This window comes from Nitrosopumilus sp. (genome assembly GCF_025699125.1).
Classification (GTDB): Archaea; Thermoproteota; Nitrososphaeria; order Nitrososphaerales; family Nitrosopumilaceae; genus Nitrosopumilus.
Window position 1 is genome coordinate 255,779 of record NZ_JAILWC010000002.1, and the last position, 16,294, is coordinate 272,072.

At 27.7% G+C, this 16,294-nt stretch carries 17 protein-coding genes; 6 read left to right on the forward strand and 11 right to left on the reverse strand.

All coding sequences use genetic code 11. The annotated features are described in order from the left end of the window. Positions 1–3: 3 nt before the first annotated feature. Complete coding sequence (locus tag K5783_RS06950) at positions 4–1,512, reverse strand: hypothetical protein (RefSeq protein ID WP_297473283.1); 1,509 nt, start codon at positions 1,510–1,512, stop codon at positions 4–6. Between the two features lie 170 nt (positions 1,513–1,682). Between K5783_RS06950 and K5783_RS06955 the strand changes: the two genes are divergently transcribed. After that, positions 1,683–2,816, forward strand: a complete 1,134-nt coding sequence (locus K5783_RS06955; RefSeq protein WP_297473285.1) for a hypothetical protein — start codon at positions 1,683–1,685, stop codon at positions 2,814–2,816. Beyond that, positions 2,809–4,449 carry a glycosyltransferase family 39 protein gene (locus tag K5783_RS06960; RefSeq protein ID WP_297473287.1) on the forward strand — a complete coding sequence of 547 codons (1,641 nt, stop codon included), beginning with the start codon at positions 2,809–2,811 and terminating at the stop codon, positions 4,447–4,449. Before K5783_RS06955 ends, K5783_RS06960 begins: the two co-directional genes overlap by 8 nt. Here the strand turns inward: K5783_RS06960 and K5783_RS06965 are convergent, their stop codons facing one another. The 4 genes from K5783_RS06965 to K5783_RS06980 are packed head-to-tail and all read right to left on the reverse strand — an operon-like array spanning position 4,450 to position 7,250. After that, positions 4,450–4,881 (reverse strand): holo-ACP synthase, encoded by a 432-nt coding sequence (locus K5783_RS06965; protein WP_347567272.1) that lies wholly within the window; start codon positions 4,879–4,881, stop codon positions 4,450–4,452. After that, positions 4,839–5,267 carry a MaoC family dehydratase gene (locus tag K5783_RS06970; RefSeq protein ID WP_278974979.1) on the reverse strand — a complete coding sequence of 143 codons (429 nt, stop codon included), beginning with the start codon at positions 5,265–5,267 and terminating at the stop codon, positions 4,839–4,841. The genes K5783_RS06965 and K5783_RS06970 overlap by 43 nt, the downstream gene beginning before the upstream one ends. Then, on the reverse strand, positions 5,260–5,499 hold the full coding sequence (locus K5783_RS06975; RefSeq protein WP_278974980.1) for an acyl carrier protein: 240 nt from the start codon (positions 5,497–5,499) through the stop codon (positions 5,260–5,262). The genes K5783_RS06970 and K5783_RS06975 overlap by 8 nt, the downstream gene beginning before the upstream one ends. Beyond that, complete coding sequence (locus tag K5783_RS06980) at positions 5,499–7,250, reverse strand: HAD family hydrolase (RefSeq protein ID WP_297473289.1); 1,752 nt, start codon at positions 7,248–7,250, stop codon at positions 5,499–5,501. The genes K5783_RS06975 and K5783_RS06980 overlap by 1 nt, the downstream gene beginning before the upstream one ends. A 104-nt stretch (positions 7,251–7,354) precedes the next feature. Here K5783_RS06980 and K5783_RS06985 point away from each other — a divergent pair, with 104 nt between their 5' ends. After that, complete coding sequence (locus K5783_RS06985; protein ID WP_278974982.1) at positions 7,355–7,885, forward strand: acyltransferase; 531 nt, start codon at positions 7,355–7,357, stop codon at positions 7,883–7,885. Between the two features lie 23 nt (positions 7,886–7,908). Here K5783_RS06985 and K5783_RS06990 read toward each other — a convergent pair whose 3' ends face one another. The 6 genes from K5783_RS06990 to K5783_RS07015 form a co-directional block, all read right to left on the reverse strand. Continuing rightward, a complete protein-coding gene (locus K5783_RS06990; protein WP_297473292.1) occupies positions 7,909–8,271 on the reverse strand; it encodes a hypothetical protein in 363 nt (120 codons plus the stop codon). 32 nt (positions 8,272–8,303) lie between these two features. Further along, a complete protein-coding gene (locus K5783_RS06995) occupies positions 8,304–9,170 on the reverse strand; it encodes a sulfotransferase (protein WP_297473294.1) in 867 nt (288 codons plus the stop codon). A 12-nt stretch (positions 9,171–9,182) separates the two neighbouring features. Further along, entirely contained in the window at positions 9,183–10,064 is an 882-nt protein-coding gene (locus tag K5783_RS07000) for a hypothetical protein (protein WP_297473295.1), read from the reverse strand. Between the two features lie 139 nt (positions 10,065–10,203). After that, complete coding sequence (locus K5783_RS07005; RefSeq protein WP_297473296.1) at positions 10,204–11,268, reverse strand: glucose-1-phosphate thymidylyltransferase; 1,065 nt, start codon at positions 11,266–11,268, stop codon at positions 10,204–10,206. A gap of 49 nt (positions 11,269–11,317) precedes the next feature. Next, positions 11,318–12,319 (reverse strand): dTDP-glucose 4,6-dehydratase, encoded by a 1,002-nt coding sequence (gene rfbB / locus K5783_RS07010; protein WP_278974987.1) that lies wholly within the window; start codon positions 12,317–12,319, stop codon positions 11,318–11,320. Beyond that, positions 12,316–12,828, reverse strand: a complete 513-nt coding sequence (locus K5783_RS07015; RefSeq protein ID WP_297473297.1) for a dTDP-4-dehydrorhamnose 3,5-epimerase family protein — start codon at positions 12,826–12,828, stop codon at positions 12,316–12,318. The genes rfbB and K5783_RS07015 overlap by 4 nt, the downstream gene beginning before the upstream one ends. Positions 12,829–12,972: 144 nt before the next feature. Here K5783_RS07015 and K5783_RS07020 point away from each other — a divergent pair, with 144 nt between their 5' ends. From K5783_RS07020 to K5783_RS07030, 3 genes are read left to right on the forward strand one after another with little or no spacing between them, the layout of a single operon-like run. Further along, positions 12,973–13,914, forward strand: coding sequence for an SDR family oxidoreductase (locus K5783_RS07020; protein ID WP_297473298.1), 942 nt, complete (start codon positions 12,973–12,975; stop codon positions 13,912–13,914). A 22-nt stretch (positions 13,915–13,936) separates the two neighbouring features. After that, positions 13,937–14,983: a glycosyltransferase family 2 protein gene (locus K5783_RS07025; RefSeq protein ID WP_297473300.1), complete on the forward strand. Its 1,047-nt coding sequence runs from the start codon at positions 13,937–13,939 to the stop codon at positions 14,981–14,983. Between the two features lie 55 nt (positions 14,984–15,038). After that, a complete protein-coding gene (locus K5783_RS07030; RefSeq protein WP_297473302.1) occupies positions 15,039–16,280 on the forward strand; it encodes a class I SAM-dependent methyltransferase in 1,242 nt (413 codons plus the stop codon). The last annotated feature ends 14 nt before the right edge of the window (positions 16,281–16,294 follow it).

Here is a 16,294-nt window from a genome sequence, read left to right on the forward strand (position 1 = left end):
TGATTAATTTGATTCCTTAAATTGTTTTATTTTCTTTTCAAATTCTGAAGATAATGAATCAATTTGAGTTTGATGTTGGAATATAAAATCTTCCATTTTTTTTATTGGTATTTCCACATCAGCTAAAATACTTCCATAATAAAAATAATCATGTTCTTTCATTTCAAAATCTAGTAAATCAAAATCAAAGGAATTTTTATCTAAAAGGATGAGATATTTGTCCAAGTCTGAGGAATTAACATTTTTCTTTAACGAAAGACGAATGGTTTTTGACAAATCATGTATTGATGAAACTTTTTCAACTGATGGTAAAATGGCATACCCAAGATCGGAGAAAATTATTGAAGGTTTTCCATAAAATGCAGCATCAAGGCCTGCTGTTCCGCCTATAGTAATGACTAAGGAACAATTATTGTATAATTTTTCAGTTGGATATGATGGATGAATCAAAGTAACATTTGGAATTTCCATTATTTGTTTATAGTCAGATATAGAACGCCATCCTCTAATTTCTTGAGCAGGATGCTCCTTCACATATAATCTGTATCCAATTGGGATAGATTTTGCAACATGACGAACATTTTCAATCTGGTTGGTGAAAAAAGGGGCAGAAATTAATAAATTTCGTTCTTCATTATTAGACAATGCAAAATAAATAAAAGGTTCAGATAGTTCCAAATTTTGTTTTAAATTATTATTAACAAAATTTCTTCTATATTTTTTCTTTAAGGAAAAAATCACAGTATCAAAAAAAACACGCAGTTTGGTTCTTCCTGAATAAAAATAATGATTTCCAATGTTTGTATTCTTTGAAATCAAGAAAAATTGAATTGCGGCTTTGATTTTATTTAATTTGGAGCTAGAACGTTTTTTTACATAATTTTTTATCTGGCCAGAATAATTAAATGACTTTAGATAATTTTGTAATTCTGTAAAATCACGATTTTTTCCTTCAATGTCTTTTAGTGATTCAGTACTATCAAGATGTTGTGTTTCCTGCGATATTATACATTTTTTTCCTATTCTAGACAAGTATAGATTCAAAACTTTAATCCCTTTTGCTTTGCATATTTCATAAAATAATTGATGATGATGTAAAGGAGGAACTTTTGTTATGAAAAAATCAGGTTTAATTTCATCTAGAATTGATTCAAATAGCTTACATTCTTGAGATAAAATATTAAGAATTTCTTCTCTAGAAAACTTGTAGATTCTATTGAAACGATAGAATATTCTTTCATTTATTGCTAAATTCCAAAGATCAACACCATATTTTTTTTCAAATTCTGATAGATAAGACATGTCTATATCTTTTTTATTTTTACTAAGATAATCATGGTAATACCAGACCTTCTTAAATGGAACAAATTTTTGTTCTTGGAAAAAATTTTTTGTTCTATTTGTTATGTCTATTATTGCATAAAGGTCATAGTCATTTTTTTTATGAAAATTATTTGCTACAAAGAACGGCAATAGAGTTTGATCTAACCAAAAAATTATTTTGTCTCCCATTTTTTTAACTAAATACGATTATTATCAAAGGGCATTTAAGCCTTAAATTGAAAATTCAAAAAATACAATAATTCAAGATACTTTTAGATGTATTAATTCATTATAGTTACTAAATTATTTTTTTAACAAAATGCTATTATGAAGAAAATTGTGGTACCCAATAGAACGAATTGGCTGAAATTAAGAGTATAGTATCGGTGGGAATGGCAGACACCGTAGGAGCAGGAATGACTGCTATTTTTTGGTTCTATATGGCTACTTTACTTGATGCAGAACAATATGGAGAAATACATTATTTTTTAGGAATAGCTGGAATAGCTTATGCCATTTCATTAATAGGAACTCAAAATACTGTAACAGTTTTCACAGCAAAAAACTTCAAAATCGAACCTACATTATATTTTCTTACATTAGTAATTACATCTGTTTCAGCTATTATACTGGCTTTAATTTTCTATAGATTAGATATTAGTCTAATAGTTTTTGGTTTTATTCTTAGTGAATTATCGATTGGATACTTACTAGGGAGAAAAAATTACATAGGTTATTCAAAATATGTTTTAACACAAAAATGTCTAACCTTGGGAGTAGGCATAGGTTTTTACTTTTTATTTGGAGTAGATGGAATAATTTATGGACTTGCGTTATCATACATTCATTTCATAATCATTTTTTTTAAAATATTTAATAGGTCTAAGATTAATTTTTCTCTTCTAAAATCTCGTTTTGGATTTGTAAGAGATAATTATTTTTACAGTTTATCTATTGGATTTAGAACTCAGATAGGAAAATTAATTATTGTACCGTTGTTGGGTTTTTCGATATTAGGAAATTATGCCTTAGCATTACAAGTTGTAGCAGTTTTAATGATGTTTTCCAATATAATTTTCAAATATTTACTTAGTCAAGAAGCAAGTAACATATTACATGACAGACTAAAGAAATTTACAATTTTAATATCAGTAGGAATATCAGCTCTTGGAATAATATTCTTGCCTTTAGCTATAACATCAGTTTTTCCAAAATATATTTTGGCTGTTGATGCAATACGTATAATGAGTTTAGCAGTAATTCCTTCAACAATCAGTCTTTTGTATACTTCAAAATTATTAAGTTTAGAAAATAGTAAGACAGTATTAATTGGAAAATTAATTTCAGTTATAACCATGATTGTAGGGATAGTAATACTGAGTGATTTTTTAGATTTAATAGGCATAGCAATTGCGTTTGTTTTATCTGCTACAGTTGAGGCAACCTATCTTATTTATCAAAATAAAATCAACATTGGAGAAAAGAATGGCTAAAAATTCAAATCAAATAATTTCACGATTCGAAATAATTGACAAGAAAGTTTCATTGATAACGAAGAGTCCAATACTTTTTTTAATTGGGATTGGAGTAATTGGGTTTTTTGTTAGAACCTATTATTTTCCTTGGGACATTCCCATTATTCTAGATGGATTAGATTATTTGTCATATGCAGTAGTTATGAGTCAAGAAGGGCATTTCCCCACAGGATGGGATTTGAGTAATAATGGTTGGCCTTCTTTTTTGTCAATATTCTTTACAATTTCAAATAATGACGGATTGATAGAGTTTAGCCATATTCAACGGATGTTGACAGTTATAATTTCGGTATTAACTGTAATTCCAGTATATCTATTATGTGCTAGATTTGTTGCTAAAACTTCTGCACTTATTGGTGCAACTCTATTTGTGATGGATCCTAGGATAATCATCAATTCATTGTTAGGAATTACTGAGACAAGTTTTGTATTTGTTGGTGCTATTGCATTGTTCTTATTTTCAAGTAAAGATGTGAAAGTAGTATCAGCATCGTTTGGAATTTTAGCACTGTTCACCATGATACGATATGAAGGAATAATTTTGTTAATACCATTTTTAGTACTTTATATTATTAGATTTAGGCATCAAAAAAAGTTTTTTTTAAAGTTGTTAGGAGTTATAGGAATATTTATTTTAATTTTATTACCTATGGCATATTTTCGAATTCAAGCAACAGGTAATGATGGAATAATCAGTGAAATATCACAAGGAGGAGCAAACTATCTTTCAAAACACATTGTTCAGGGAATTCCTGATAAAGATGATCCAATATATGGACCAGATTCTATAGAGGAAAATAAAATTTTTCAGTTCATTACACTTGGTTCTACAAATTTAATAAAATATCTTGGATGGGTGATGATACCAATTTTTATATTTTTTGTACCAATTGGTTTTTTCATATTTTTACAAAATCGTGATGAGAAAACAAAAATTATGATTCTAAGTGGAATTTTTCTTCTTATTCCTGCATTTTATGCATATGGGAGAGGGATTGAAGAAACACGATATCTGTATGTATTATTTCCAATTTTTTGCGTTTTTTCATCATTTACAATAATGAGATTTGAAAATAAAATTCAAAAAAAAGGAATATTCATATTATTTCTGATATGTGGAATTTTTATTGGTTCTGTTACATACCTTGAATACAAAAAGATCGATTATGTTCATGAGGTTGAAGCTTTTTCTATCGCTAAGGAGATAGTTAAGATTGCAAGTGGAGTAAACCATTTTCCACCAGAGAGCACATACATACATGTAGCCGAAGTTGCAAAGAAATGGCCAGACATTCCATTACCAGATGAAACAGGCTATAATCAACTATTTGAAATTAAAAAAATTTCCCCAGAAAATTATTTTTTATTAAGTGAATTCATAAAAGACTCAAAGGAGAAAGGACTGACTCACATAGTTGTTGATGGAAATGAAAGAAAATCAAAATTTCTTAATGAGATTTTTTTCAACGATGAAAATTATCCATATTTAATAAAGGAATTTGATTCGATAGAAAAGGATTACAAATACCATGTAAAAATCTATAAAATAGACTATGAAAAGTTTGAAGAGTTTTTAAAAAATAATCCTTAATCATGTTATATTGGATAATTTCTCAGAAATGACAAAACCGATAGCATATTTGTTATCATGACTTATAGAGCCCAAAACTTTGTATTTTTTATTCCAATCTTTTAGTAGTTTGATTTTTAATTTTGATTTTGAATGATATGTTTCAATATCAAGAAAGGATATTGGTTCTTTAATTGATTTTTTTAGTGCTTCTTTAATTGCAAATTTTCCTGCAAAGTGTTCAGCAGAATTTTTGTATTTCAAGCAATATTTAATTTCAGAGGGAAGAAAAAGTTTTTTATAAAAACTTGGTTTTTTTAAATAAGAGATTTTTTCAAATTTTTCTATATCAACTATGTCTATTCCTATGCCGAAATTTTCAATCATGTTAATTTCATCAAAAACAGATTTTATTCTCGTACAATAACTTTTGCCACACCATCTACTATGCATTTTCCAGTTTGATTATGAATAATTGTTTTCATAGTAATTAATTTAATACTAGATTTTTTTTCAATGATTTCTCCTTCTATAGTTACTTCATCATCAATAAAACATGGATTTCTAAAATTCAATGTTTGTGAGAAATACAATGAATTTTTACCTGGCAAATTCATGCCTACAAGTTGTGAAAAAAACGAGGCTAAAAGCATTCCATGACATACTCTTTTCCCAAAATTTGTATTAATAGCATATTTTTCATTCATGTGTAAAGGATTAAAATCACCACTAATTTTTGCAAAATCATTTAACAAAGATTCATCTATTTTTTTAGAGAAACTTGTTTTTTGACCCACAAAAAGATCATCAAAACTATATTCTGCTGGAGAGTCAGTCATCTAAAATAATCCCATGTGCCTTTAGATATTTTTTAATATCTGATACATTTTTCGTTTCAGTTACTTCATCAATTGTAAATTCAGTTTTAAATTCTGATTCTAATTCATCTAATAAAATATAGGAATTAAAAGAATCCCAACTAGAAATTGTTTCAGGACTAGAATTATCATTAATTTCATTTATTGGTACGTCCATTACTTTTGCAATTATTCCATAAAGTTTTTCAGACATTATTTTTCTTCGATTTTAATAAAATCAGGAATTTGAAATGTTTCATTTATAGAAATTATCCAAGAATCACCTTCTTTTTTAAATCCACAGTCAGGTAGGAAATTTTCAATTGGTTTATTCTTTTGTGTCGGAATAAAATCTGCTTTGATTTTCTCTACACCATGTTCTTTGGCTGTTTTGATAATATGACCTAATATGCTTTTTTCAACTTCACGGCCCATAACTCTACAGCTCAAAAGAAAAGTATCAAGAACCCAATGTTTTGTTCCATTTTTTTGAACAATAAATGCTCCTGTTATTCCATTATCACCAAATTTATCTTCAACCTGTGCACATCCTATCAAAAAATTTTCATCTTGAGAAAATTTTTGAATGTCTTCTAACTGATATCTTTTTGTAGTTAGATTAAATTGATTAGTTTTAAGAATTAGCTGAGAAATTCTAGGGATAGTGAAATCGTCAGCTTTTTTTATAGTAACTTTGAGTTCCATATTTTTAAGAAAGTCTTGTAGATTTAATGATGATTTTTCCAAGTCTTTTCTTTCTTTTTGTTGTGAGTACATCAAACCTCTTTTTTTATCTTCATCAGTAATTTTGAGTACATTAAATTCATTCATTTCTTCTAAAACGTGAGTGTATTTTGAGGGATCTTTAGGAAGATCAACAGTAAGAACCTGAGGTAGGCTTGATTTCATAAATTCTCTATGAATGGGATCGTCATCAATAAATACAAAATTTTCAAGACCAAAATTTAGATCCTCTGAAATTTCTTTCATGTTTGATACTTTATCATTCCAATTTATTTTCATACATGCAAAATGTTCTTTTCTAAGTACCATATCTGGATGATTTTCAATAACTTCAAGTGCATCATTTGGATTATTTTTACTATTAATGGCAAGTAAGATTCCACGATTATGTAATCCCAATAGGTATTTTTGAAATTCAACAAATGCATTTCCAGGAGGTCCAGATCCCAATTTGATTCCATCAAAACCATCCTCGCCAATAATTCCACCCCATAACGTATTATCCAAGTCTAAAACAATGCATCGTTTTGACAAACCTAAAGTTGCGACAACATATCCAATTAAGTCATTTGTCAAATGAGGAATATAATCTAGAGAAATTTTAATGTCTCCAAAAAGATATTGTTTGGGATCAAATACATTATTTTCTCCATGTCTAGTGACAAATCCATTCATATCAAACAAATAGGCAGAATCTAAATTTGAAATAAAGTCTTGCAAATTTTCATTTAACTTTATAATCATTTTTTGAAGACTAAAATCAGATTTTGTTTCACAAATTCCATAATTGGATCTTGCAGGAATGGTAAAATTTGAAATGATGAATTTAGATTTTGATTTTTTTGTAAATACTTGAATTAAATTTTTTATCTCTTCATATTTTTTTTGGACGAATTCTTTTCTTTGTTTTACATCAATTGAATATGGAGAATACCAAAAATCTCCCAATAGACTTCTGGTATCTAAAATTAGAAATACAATGTCAGGATCAAATTGATAAAGATTACTTTCAGGATTTAGTATTTCTTGATGGTATTGATTATAACTACCCAAATAAGTTTCACAGTTAATTTTTTTTTCAGTGCATTTTACCTTAAAAGTTTCTTCAATACCATTTAAGGTAAAACTAGATAAAATTGCAATTCTAATGTTTTTTTCAAAGTTTTTTTCCAATAGTTTGCTTTTTGTCAGATAATAGGATAATTTATTTTCATTAACCATGTTAGGACATTTCAATTTTTAGTATTTGTTGTTTATGATTGAGTATTCAGTAATTATAATCAGATAAGTTTAGATTTAAAATTAAGCTTGAATAGAATAAGCATATGGATGATGAGAATCCTACTTCAGTAAATGAGAAGGAATTAATGGAATATTACGGATATACTGGAACTTTTGGTAATTTCAGAATGAAGATGAAATTTCTTCATTCATGGATTTTGCACTCTATTGCATATTCGTGTCCACATTCAGAAACCACAGCTAAAATTCAACGATTACGTGGAGTCAAAATTGGTAAAAATTGCCATTTTTCAGCATATGTCCAATTAGATTTGATTTATCCACATTTAGTTAGCATAGGAGATAATGTTACATTTGGTTCAAATGTAATAGTTTTTGCTCATACAAATCCAGCAGCGAATTTATTTTTAAAAAATGGCGAATTTCCAAGAAAAGTTGCAGAAGTAAAAATAAAGAATGGTGCAGTGTTGTTTCCAGGTTCAATAGTTACAGCAGGAGTAACCATAGGAGAAAATAGTGTCATATCAGTAGGTAGTGTAGTAACTAGTGATGTGCCAGATTATTGTGTTGTAGTTGGAAATCCAGGAAGAGTCATAAAGAAAATCGATCATTGAATCAGACAGTAAAATTAAGAGAATTATTTTATCAGATCTTCAACAATTTTTCTGTATTTGGGATAAACAGTATCTTCATAATTTTCAAAGACTTCAAAAAATAATGAATCTTCTTTTGCAATTAGTAAATGTGCTACATTAGATTGTACATAAATAATACTAGGAGAAGAAATGATTGAGATTTTTTCTTTTCCTGTTTTTATATTTTCTTCACGATATTCAATTTTGCCTGAGATCAAAAAATGACTTGTATCGGTTTGATGAAAATGTCCACCTCTTGCAAAACCTTTCTTAATTTCAATTAGATTAATTTTTTTATGATCATACTTTAGAAATAAGATTTTTCCTCGTTTATCTTCAATTTGTGTGTCAAACTCTAGGCTCAAATCTATTTGATTAATAATAATTCTTATTAAAATTATTTATCCCAATCAAATTCTCGTCCTATCATGCTAAATAATTCAGCATTAGGTTTTTTATAAAAGTCTATTAAAAACTTCCTTGTTTCACTTTTCATCTTAGGATAAGAAGCCACTTTATGTTTTTCCGGATTTACAACATGGTTTTTTGGGATTTGTAAGAAATCAAAAATTTTGTCTAATGTTTCTTGAGGTTTAGATTCAAAATCTTCTGTTGAAATAATGAATAATTGTTCATTATTGAACAATTCCAACCAGATTTTTAGTTGATTTGCATAAAGCCCCTTTACAATGTATGATCTAGGAGTAGTATACTTTTCCAGTTCATTTTCAGATTCAATCTTATTATTCAAACGATTTAATTCAACTTGAATTGCATCCTCAAATGATAAATTTTCAGATCCTGCTCTAACACCTAAATGGTAATTCGAATATGCCCTATCTATAGGATTTCGAAAGAGAACTATTAATTTTACATTTGGGAGAATTTTTAGAATTCGTTTTGCTACAGTTGGACTCCATATGTAAAAAGGAGTATCTTCACCAGTAATTGCAAACTTTTTGTTGTGTTTTACTATCCACTTTGAGAATAATGTTGGAAATAACGAACGATACCAGTTTAATCCCAGATGAAAATTACTATCAAAAAAACCTAATTCATCATATGCTGCAGGAAGCACACATGGATGTTGGCAAATATTATAGTATAATGAAGTTGTTCCACTTCTAGCTGTACCAATAATTATAAAATCAGGCAGTGATCTGAGAGGCCCACTAATCGCAAAAATGTGTCGTTTAACAAATTGGTAGTAAAATCGCTGAAAAACCCTATGAATTTTTGGATATTTTTTGAGCCAATTTTTCATAAAAACTTCACTTTACACCAAATTTTCGATCAAATTAACCAATGAACATACGGCGTTGTCATTGTTAAAATTTTCAAGTGCAAATTTCCTTCCATCATTAGCAATTTTTTCCCATTTGGAATTATCTAAATCAGATAAATAATCTTCAAACTTTTGTTGATAATTGGCTTCATTAATAAAAATGGCAGTTTCACCATCTACAAATCCAAGTAAATTTGCTCGATTTTTCTTAGTGACTTCCATGAATGTCAAACATCCTGCTGCAGGAATTTCCCAGAATTTTATAACAGGCTGATATGTACAGGCTGCAATTGCAGCTGCATATTTTTGAAGGAGTAGAGGATATTTATCATTAACAAATTCATGGTTGAGTGTTGATGTATAATCAACATATGGAAGATTTGTACATATTGTTCTAAGATAATATTGTTCTAGGGCATTCCATTTTGGATTTTTTACTTTGTTTATCAATTGGGAAAAAAATTTCATATTTCCAATATTTCCAGAGTTTAAGATTTTATTTTTTATTCTTTTTTTAAACGGGGTTAGATTTTGATATAATGAGGGTTCAATTCCTATGAAAATTGTTTTGTAATTAAAATTTTTTGGATAGAGTTCATGAAAATAATCACTTGGATTAAAATGAAAATAATAATCAATCTTCCATTTTTTATGAAATGGTATAGATTTTTTTGCTTGTGCTGCATCGGCAGCTTTTGCAATGATTGGAATATCTAAATCTTCAATATTGTGAATTTCTTCAGGCATTCCATAAGTATTATTTTCCCACAGTAAAATAGCATCAAATTTATTTTTCAGTTGTTTGGCATCAAAAGATTTCTCGGTAGGAAAATATGTCACCATTAATGATTCATTTCTTTTTAACGCATTCATAAAAAAATGATAGTATACATTGTCGTAATGTTTTCCAGACAGATAAATATTTGATTTTTCATAAATAAATGCAATCTTATATTTTTTTGAAATTTTTAATCACCAACAATTACAACGTATAACATATTTTAAAAATCAATTACAGAGAAATTTTTGTTCCTTCTCCAAGTAAGAATATCTTTTCATCTTGATCAGTTTTTTTAGAGATATTTGAATTTGATGAGATAATACTATTTTTGATTTTTATACTACAATCAATTTCACAGTTTTCCATTATAATAGAATTTTTAATTTTACAATGGGATAATTTTGAATTATCACCAATACTGGTGTTTGGGCCAACACACACATCATCATTAATTATACAGTTTTTCCCAATAATTACAGGTCCCATTATTTTGGAATTGTTTTTAATTAACGTACCTTCTCCAATCATCACATTACCTTCAATAATAATATCATCATCTTTGGTTCCATAAAAATAAGGTTTCATATTTTCAAGAATAGTTTTATTTGCTTGTAGAATATCTTCTGGAGTTCCAGTATCTTTCCAAAAATCAGTAATAACATAGTATCTCACTTTTTTATTAATATCCAATAACATTTGAAGAGCATCAACAATTTCAAATTCATTTCTCCAAGAAGGTTTTAGCTTGTCTATAAGATCAAAAATTATCGGAGTTAGAAAATAAATTCCAGTAACTGCTAAATTAGATGGAGGGTTTTTAGGCTTTTCAATTAATTTGATTATTTTCTTATTTTTTATTTCTGCAATTCCAAATTGGGAGGGGTTGTTAACTTCACATAATAAAATAGATGCAGCATCATCAGAATTTACAAAATCGCTTACATAATCTTGAATATTTTTTTGAATTATATTGTCACCTAAAAAAACAACAAATTTTTCATTATCAATAAAATCTTTGCAAAGTCTTACGGCATGTGCAATACCTTTTGGAGAATCTTGTTCAATGTAAGATAATTTTACTCCAAAATCTTTGCCATCACCGTAATATTCTTGGACTTTATTTGAGCCAATTCCACCAATTATTATGGCAATATCTGTAATTCCAGCAGTTCTCAAAGATTCTAAACAGTATTCTGACATGGGTTTGTTTGCTATTGGTAAAAGTTGTTTTGGTCCGGTATGGGTTAAAGGACGTAATCTAGTTCCATGTCCCCCATGTAAAATAATTCCTTTCATTTTTTTAAAATGGTTTTATCTATAATTAAATTCATCTTTGATTATTTTGTTATTTATCCCAATTTAATGTCCAAGGTTGTGGATGAAGTGTTTTTTCATCAACTAATGGTTCCCACCATTGCTTGTTTTGAATATACCAATTAACAGTTTCTTGTAATGCAATATCAAAATCATATTTTGGAGCCCAATTAATTTCATTCTTAATTTTTGAAGAATCAACGGAATAATGTTTATCATGTCCAGGTCTATCAGGCACAAATTCAATTAGATCATGAGGCTTATTCAATAGATTGAGAATTTTTTCTACAATATTTTTATTAGAAATTTCATTCCATGCTGTAATATTGTAAATTTCGCCTGACCGACCTTTTGAAATTAAAGCATCTACTGCTTCCACATGATCAAAAACATAAATCCAACTTCTAATTTGATTTCCATCACCATAAAGGGGAACTTTAAGATTTTTCAATGCACGTATTATTGTTTTTGGGATAAGTTTTTCGGGGAACTGATTTGGGCCAAAATTATTAGTGCATCTTGTAATAATACAATCTATTCCATAAGTTCTTCTATATGCACCTACAAGTAAATCCGCTGCAGCTTTAGTTGCTGAATATGGATTACTGGGTTTTAGAATATCATCTTCATTAAAAGACGTTTTATTTTCCAAATCACCATATATTTCATCAGTGGAGATATGAACAAATAATTTATCGTGTTTCCTTGAAGATTCTAAAAGTGAATATGTACCTAGAATATTTGTTTCAATGAACGGTTTTGGATTTGCAATGCTTCTATCCACATGTGTTTCAGCTGCAAAATTAATTATCACATCAACATCTTTGGAAATTTTTTCAATTTCTGTAACATTTTGCATATTCTCTTCAAAGAAGGAATAATTTGGATTATTGATTTCAGATAAATTAAGTTTGTTTGAACCTATTGTCAGATTATCTATATTGATAATAGTATCTTCTGGAAATTTTTTTAGATGATTTTTGATAAACGTGCTTCCAATGAAACCATAGCCACCACATACAAGAAATTTCATTTCTGATTCACATCATTCCAATCATAGGGGCGTTTTGTTCTAGGATCAATAATAGATGGATCATTCCAAAGAAGTCTTTCCTCATCAGGATTTTCATAATCGTATAAATTATTTATAAAATAAACCGTGTAAGAGGGCTGATTACCAATAGTTTTGGTCCCATGCCAAAAATTTCCTGGAACTTTAATAATTTGTAAGTCATCTCCACTTGCAATAATTTCCACCAATTTTCCAAAAGTTTTTGATTCTTCATTGTTATCATATACACAGATCTTCATAGAACCTTTCAAAACAGTAAAAAAATCCACTTGATTTCTTTTATGCCTATGCCAAGCACGAATAACTCCAGGATTACTTTTTGAGATGTTAATTTGATTGGGCTTGTCTTGTCCAAAAAACCCATTCCAATCATTTCTAAAGATTTCAGTAACAAAACCACGTTCATCATTATTTATTTTAGGAAATAAAACTTGTACTCCGAGATCATAACTCTTAATTTCTAAATCCATACAATACCAACTAAATTATATGTTAATATTGTTTAGTATTCGTTGATGAATTTTTTTAAAGCGAATTTGATTGAAGTAATTTTCTAAAAAGCTAAAAATGTAATTTAAAAAGTTTTTATCATATCCAAATTTGATTTGTAATTAATGAGTAAAAAAAGAATGCTAGTAGTAGGTGGAAGTAGTTTATTGGGATATAAATTATTGGCAAACGCAAGTGATTTTGAACTTTTTTCTACATATGATAAAAATTTGATTTTTTCTAAAAATGCCGAACTCATAAAAATGAATATTGTTGATCAAGTAGATTGTCAAAAAATTCTTGAAATAAAGCCAGATATTATTGTAAATGTTGCTGCTATGACAAATGTTGATTATTGTGAACAATTCAGAAATGAAGCACATAATGTTAATGTTATGGGAACAAAAAATCTTGCAAAAATTGCACAAAATTTAGGATGTAAATTTATTCATATTTCTACGGATGCAGTTTTTTCTGGAGAGAAAAATCATTTTGTTGAAGAAGACAAGCCTAATCCCATAAACGTCTATGGTAAAACAAAGTTAGAAAGTGAAAAAATTGCGTCTAAAGTTACAAATTATTTAATATTACGTCCCAGTGTTTTGTTTGGTTGGATTCCTTTAAAAAATCTCCAAGTAAGAGATAATTCTGTAAAGAAAATGAATTTTGCGTTATGGGTTTTAAAAAAATTAAATGAAAAACAAAAATTATCAATAGTAGATGATCAATTCAGCACACCTACTTTGGCAGACAATTTATCAGAAAACATTGTAAAAATGACAAAAAAAGATATGCAAGGAATTTTTCATGCATCAGGTCTGTCTTGTATTAATAGATTAGATTTTTCTAAAAAAATAGCAAAAAAATTTGGATATTCAGATAATTTAATCACTCCTTGTTCTTCAATAGAATTAAAACAGATTGCTAAACGATCTCTAAAATCATGTTTGAACTGTGATAAAATAGTCAGAAATGGAATGAATCTTTTGGAAATAGATCAAGCAATAGAGATAATGTACACTCAGATAAAAAAAGAAGAGCCAGAACTTATAGATGTGACATCATAAAAAGTAGAAAATTCGACGAATTATGACTAACATTAATACAAAAAAAGGATTGATCTCAATTATTATTCTTAATTATAATGGAGAGAAATTCTTAGAGAATTGTTTAGAGTCAATTTTCAGAGAAACTAAACAAGATTATGAGGTCATAGTGGTAGACAATGATTCTCCTGATAAAAGTGGTGAAAAATTTTCAGAAAAATACCAAAATTGCAATTTTATTCTAAATAAGAAAAACGTAGGTGTTTCAGAGGGATTAAACATCGGAATAAGAAATGCAAATGGAGAATTCATTGTATTATTAAATAATGATTTGATTGTTGCACCAAAATGGTTAGATTATTTACTTGAAGCATATCAAAAAAAAGGCAGTGGACTTTATCAACCAAAATTTTTGAAAATGAAAGATAGAAACATAATAGACAGTGCAGGAAATTTGATAAATATTTTTGGATTTGGTTTCTCTAGAGAAAAGGGAAAAAGAGATCTCTTACAATATAATGAGATTGAAGAAATTGGATTTGCAGCAGGAACTTGTTTGTTTTGTTCAAAAGAAATTTTTGATAAAGTTGGTTTGTTTGATGAAAAATTATTTGCATATAATGAAGATTTAGATTTAGGATGGCGTGCAAGATTGCAAAATTATAGATCATTTTATGTTCCAAAATCCATCGTATATCACCATGGAAGTGCGCAATGGAAATGGAGTGGAGAAAAATTTTACTTACTTGAGAGAAATAGATGGGTAGTACTTTTATCAAATTACAAGATTAAAACCATTCTAAAATTACTTCCATCATTGTTGATTATTGAAATTGTGTTATTGATTTTTTTTACTAAAAAAAGAATGCTTTTAAAAAAATTGAGAAGTTATGGAGGGATAATCAAATTTTGGAATCATATCAGAAAAAGAAGGAAAATAATTGAAAAAACAAGGAATGTAGATGATGAAGAAATTTTTAAATCATTTAGTTGTACAATTCAAACACCTCTAGAGGTTTCTGAAACTGAAAGTATTGAGAAATTTAACAAGTTGTTAAAAATTCTTGGAAAATTTGTCGGATATTATTAAATTTTAAAAGGATATAGTAATCAATATATTCAATCCTATAAACCTGTCACTACAAATGAGAAAATATCATAAAAAAAATGAATGTAGAATTTGTTCTAGTCAGGATCTAAAATTGATATTAGATCTAGGTAAACAACCTCTAGCAAATGCTTTCATAAAAAAAGAAAATTTACAAAAATATGAGAATAAATTTCCTCTAAGATTATACTTGTGTAAAAATTGTTTTCTTCTACAGTTATTAGATATTGTAGATAAAGAATTTTTATTTAAAGAATATCTATATTTGACGAGTGCAAGTAAGCCAATTCTAAATCACTTTCAAAAATATGCATCTGAAATTTATAATGAATTTTTAAAAGAAATTAAAAAGCCGTTTGTGATAGAAATTGGTAGTAATGATGGATCATTATTAAAAGAATTCAAAAAATTAGGAACAGATGTTTTAGGAATAGAACCCGCTAAAAATATTGCAAAAATGGCAAATGATATTGGAATTCCAACAAAAAGTAATTTTTTAAACCAGAATATTATAAAAAAAAATTCTTTGGAGAAGAAAGCATCGATTGTAGTTGCTAATAATGTATTTGGACATATTGAAGATTTGAAAGAATTTATGAAATGTATAAAACTTTTATTAAAAAATAAAGGAATTTTTGTATTTGAAGTACCATATCTAATTGATTTAATTCAAAAATTAGAATTTGATACAGTGTATCATGAACATTTATCATATTTTTCATTAAGACCATTAATGAAATTAATGAATGAATTTAATTTAGAAATATTTGATGTAAAAAAACAAAAAGTTCATGGAGGCACTATACGAGTATTTGTAGCTGAAAAAGATAATTTTGAAATTACAAAAGATTTGAAAGAATTAATTAAATATGAAGAAAAATTTGGAATTTATAAAATTAAAACATATGAAAAATTTTCAGATAATGTTAAACAATTAAGGAGTGAACTGCAAGATAAATTATCAAAATTTAAGAAAGAAGGTAAAATAATTTTTGGGTATGGTGCTCCAGCAAAAGGAAATGTATTACTAAATTATTGTAAAATTGGAACACAATTCTTAGATTATATTTTAGATACAACACCACTAAAACATGGATTATACACTCCAGGAATGCACATACAAGTAAGATCAGATATCACACACCAAGAATTATCATCACAACAAATTGCGTTGTTATTAGCATGGAATTATGAAGAAGAAATAATAAAAAAAGAAAATGAATTTATGAAAAAAGGAGGAAAATTTTTAGTGCCTATTCCAATACCCAGACTAATTTGAACAAAATTTATGGA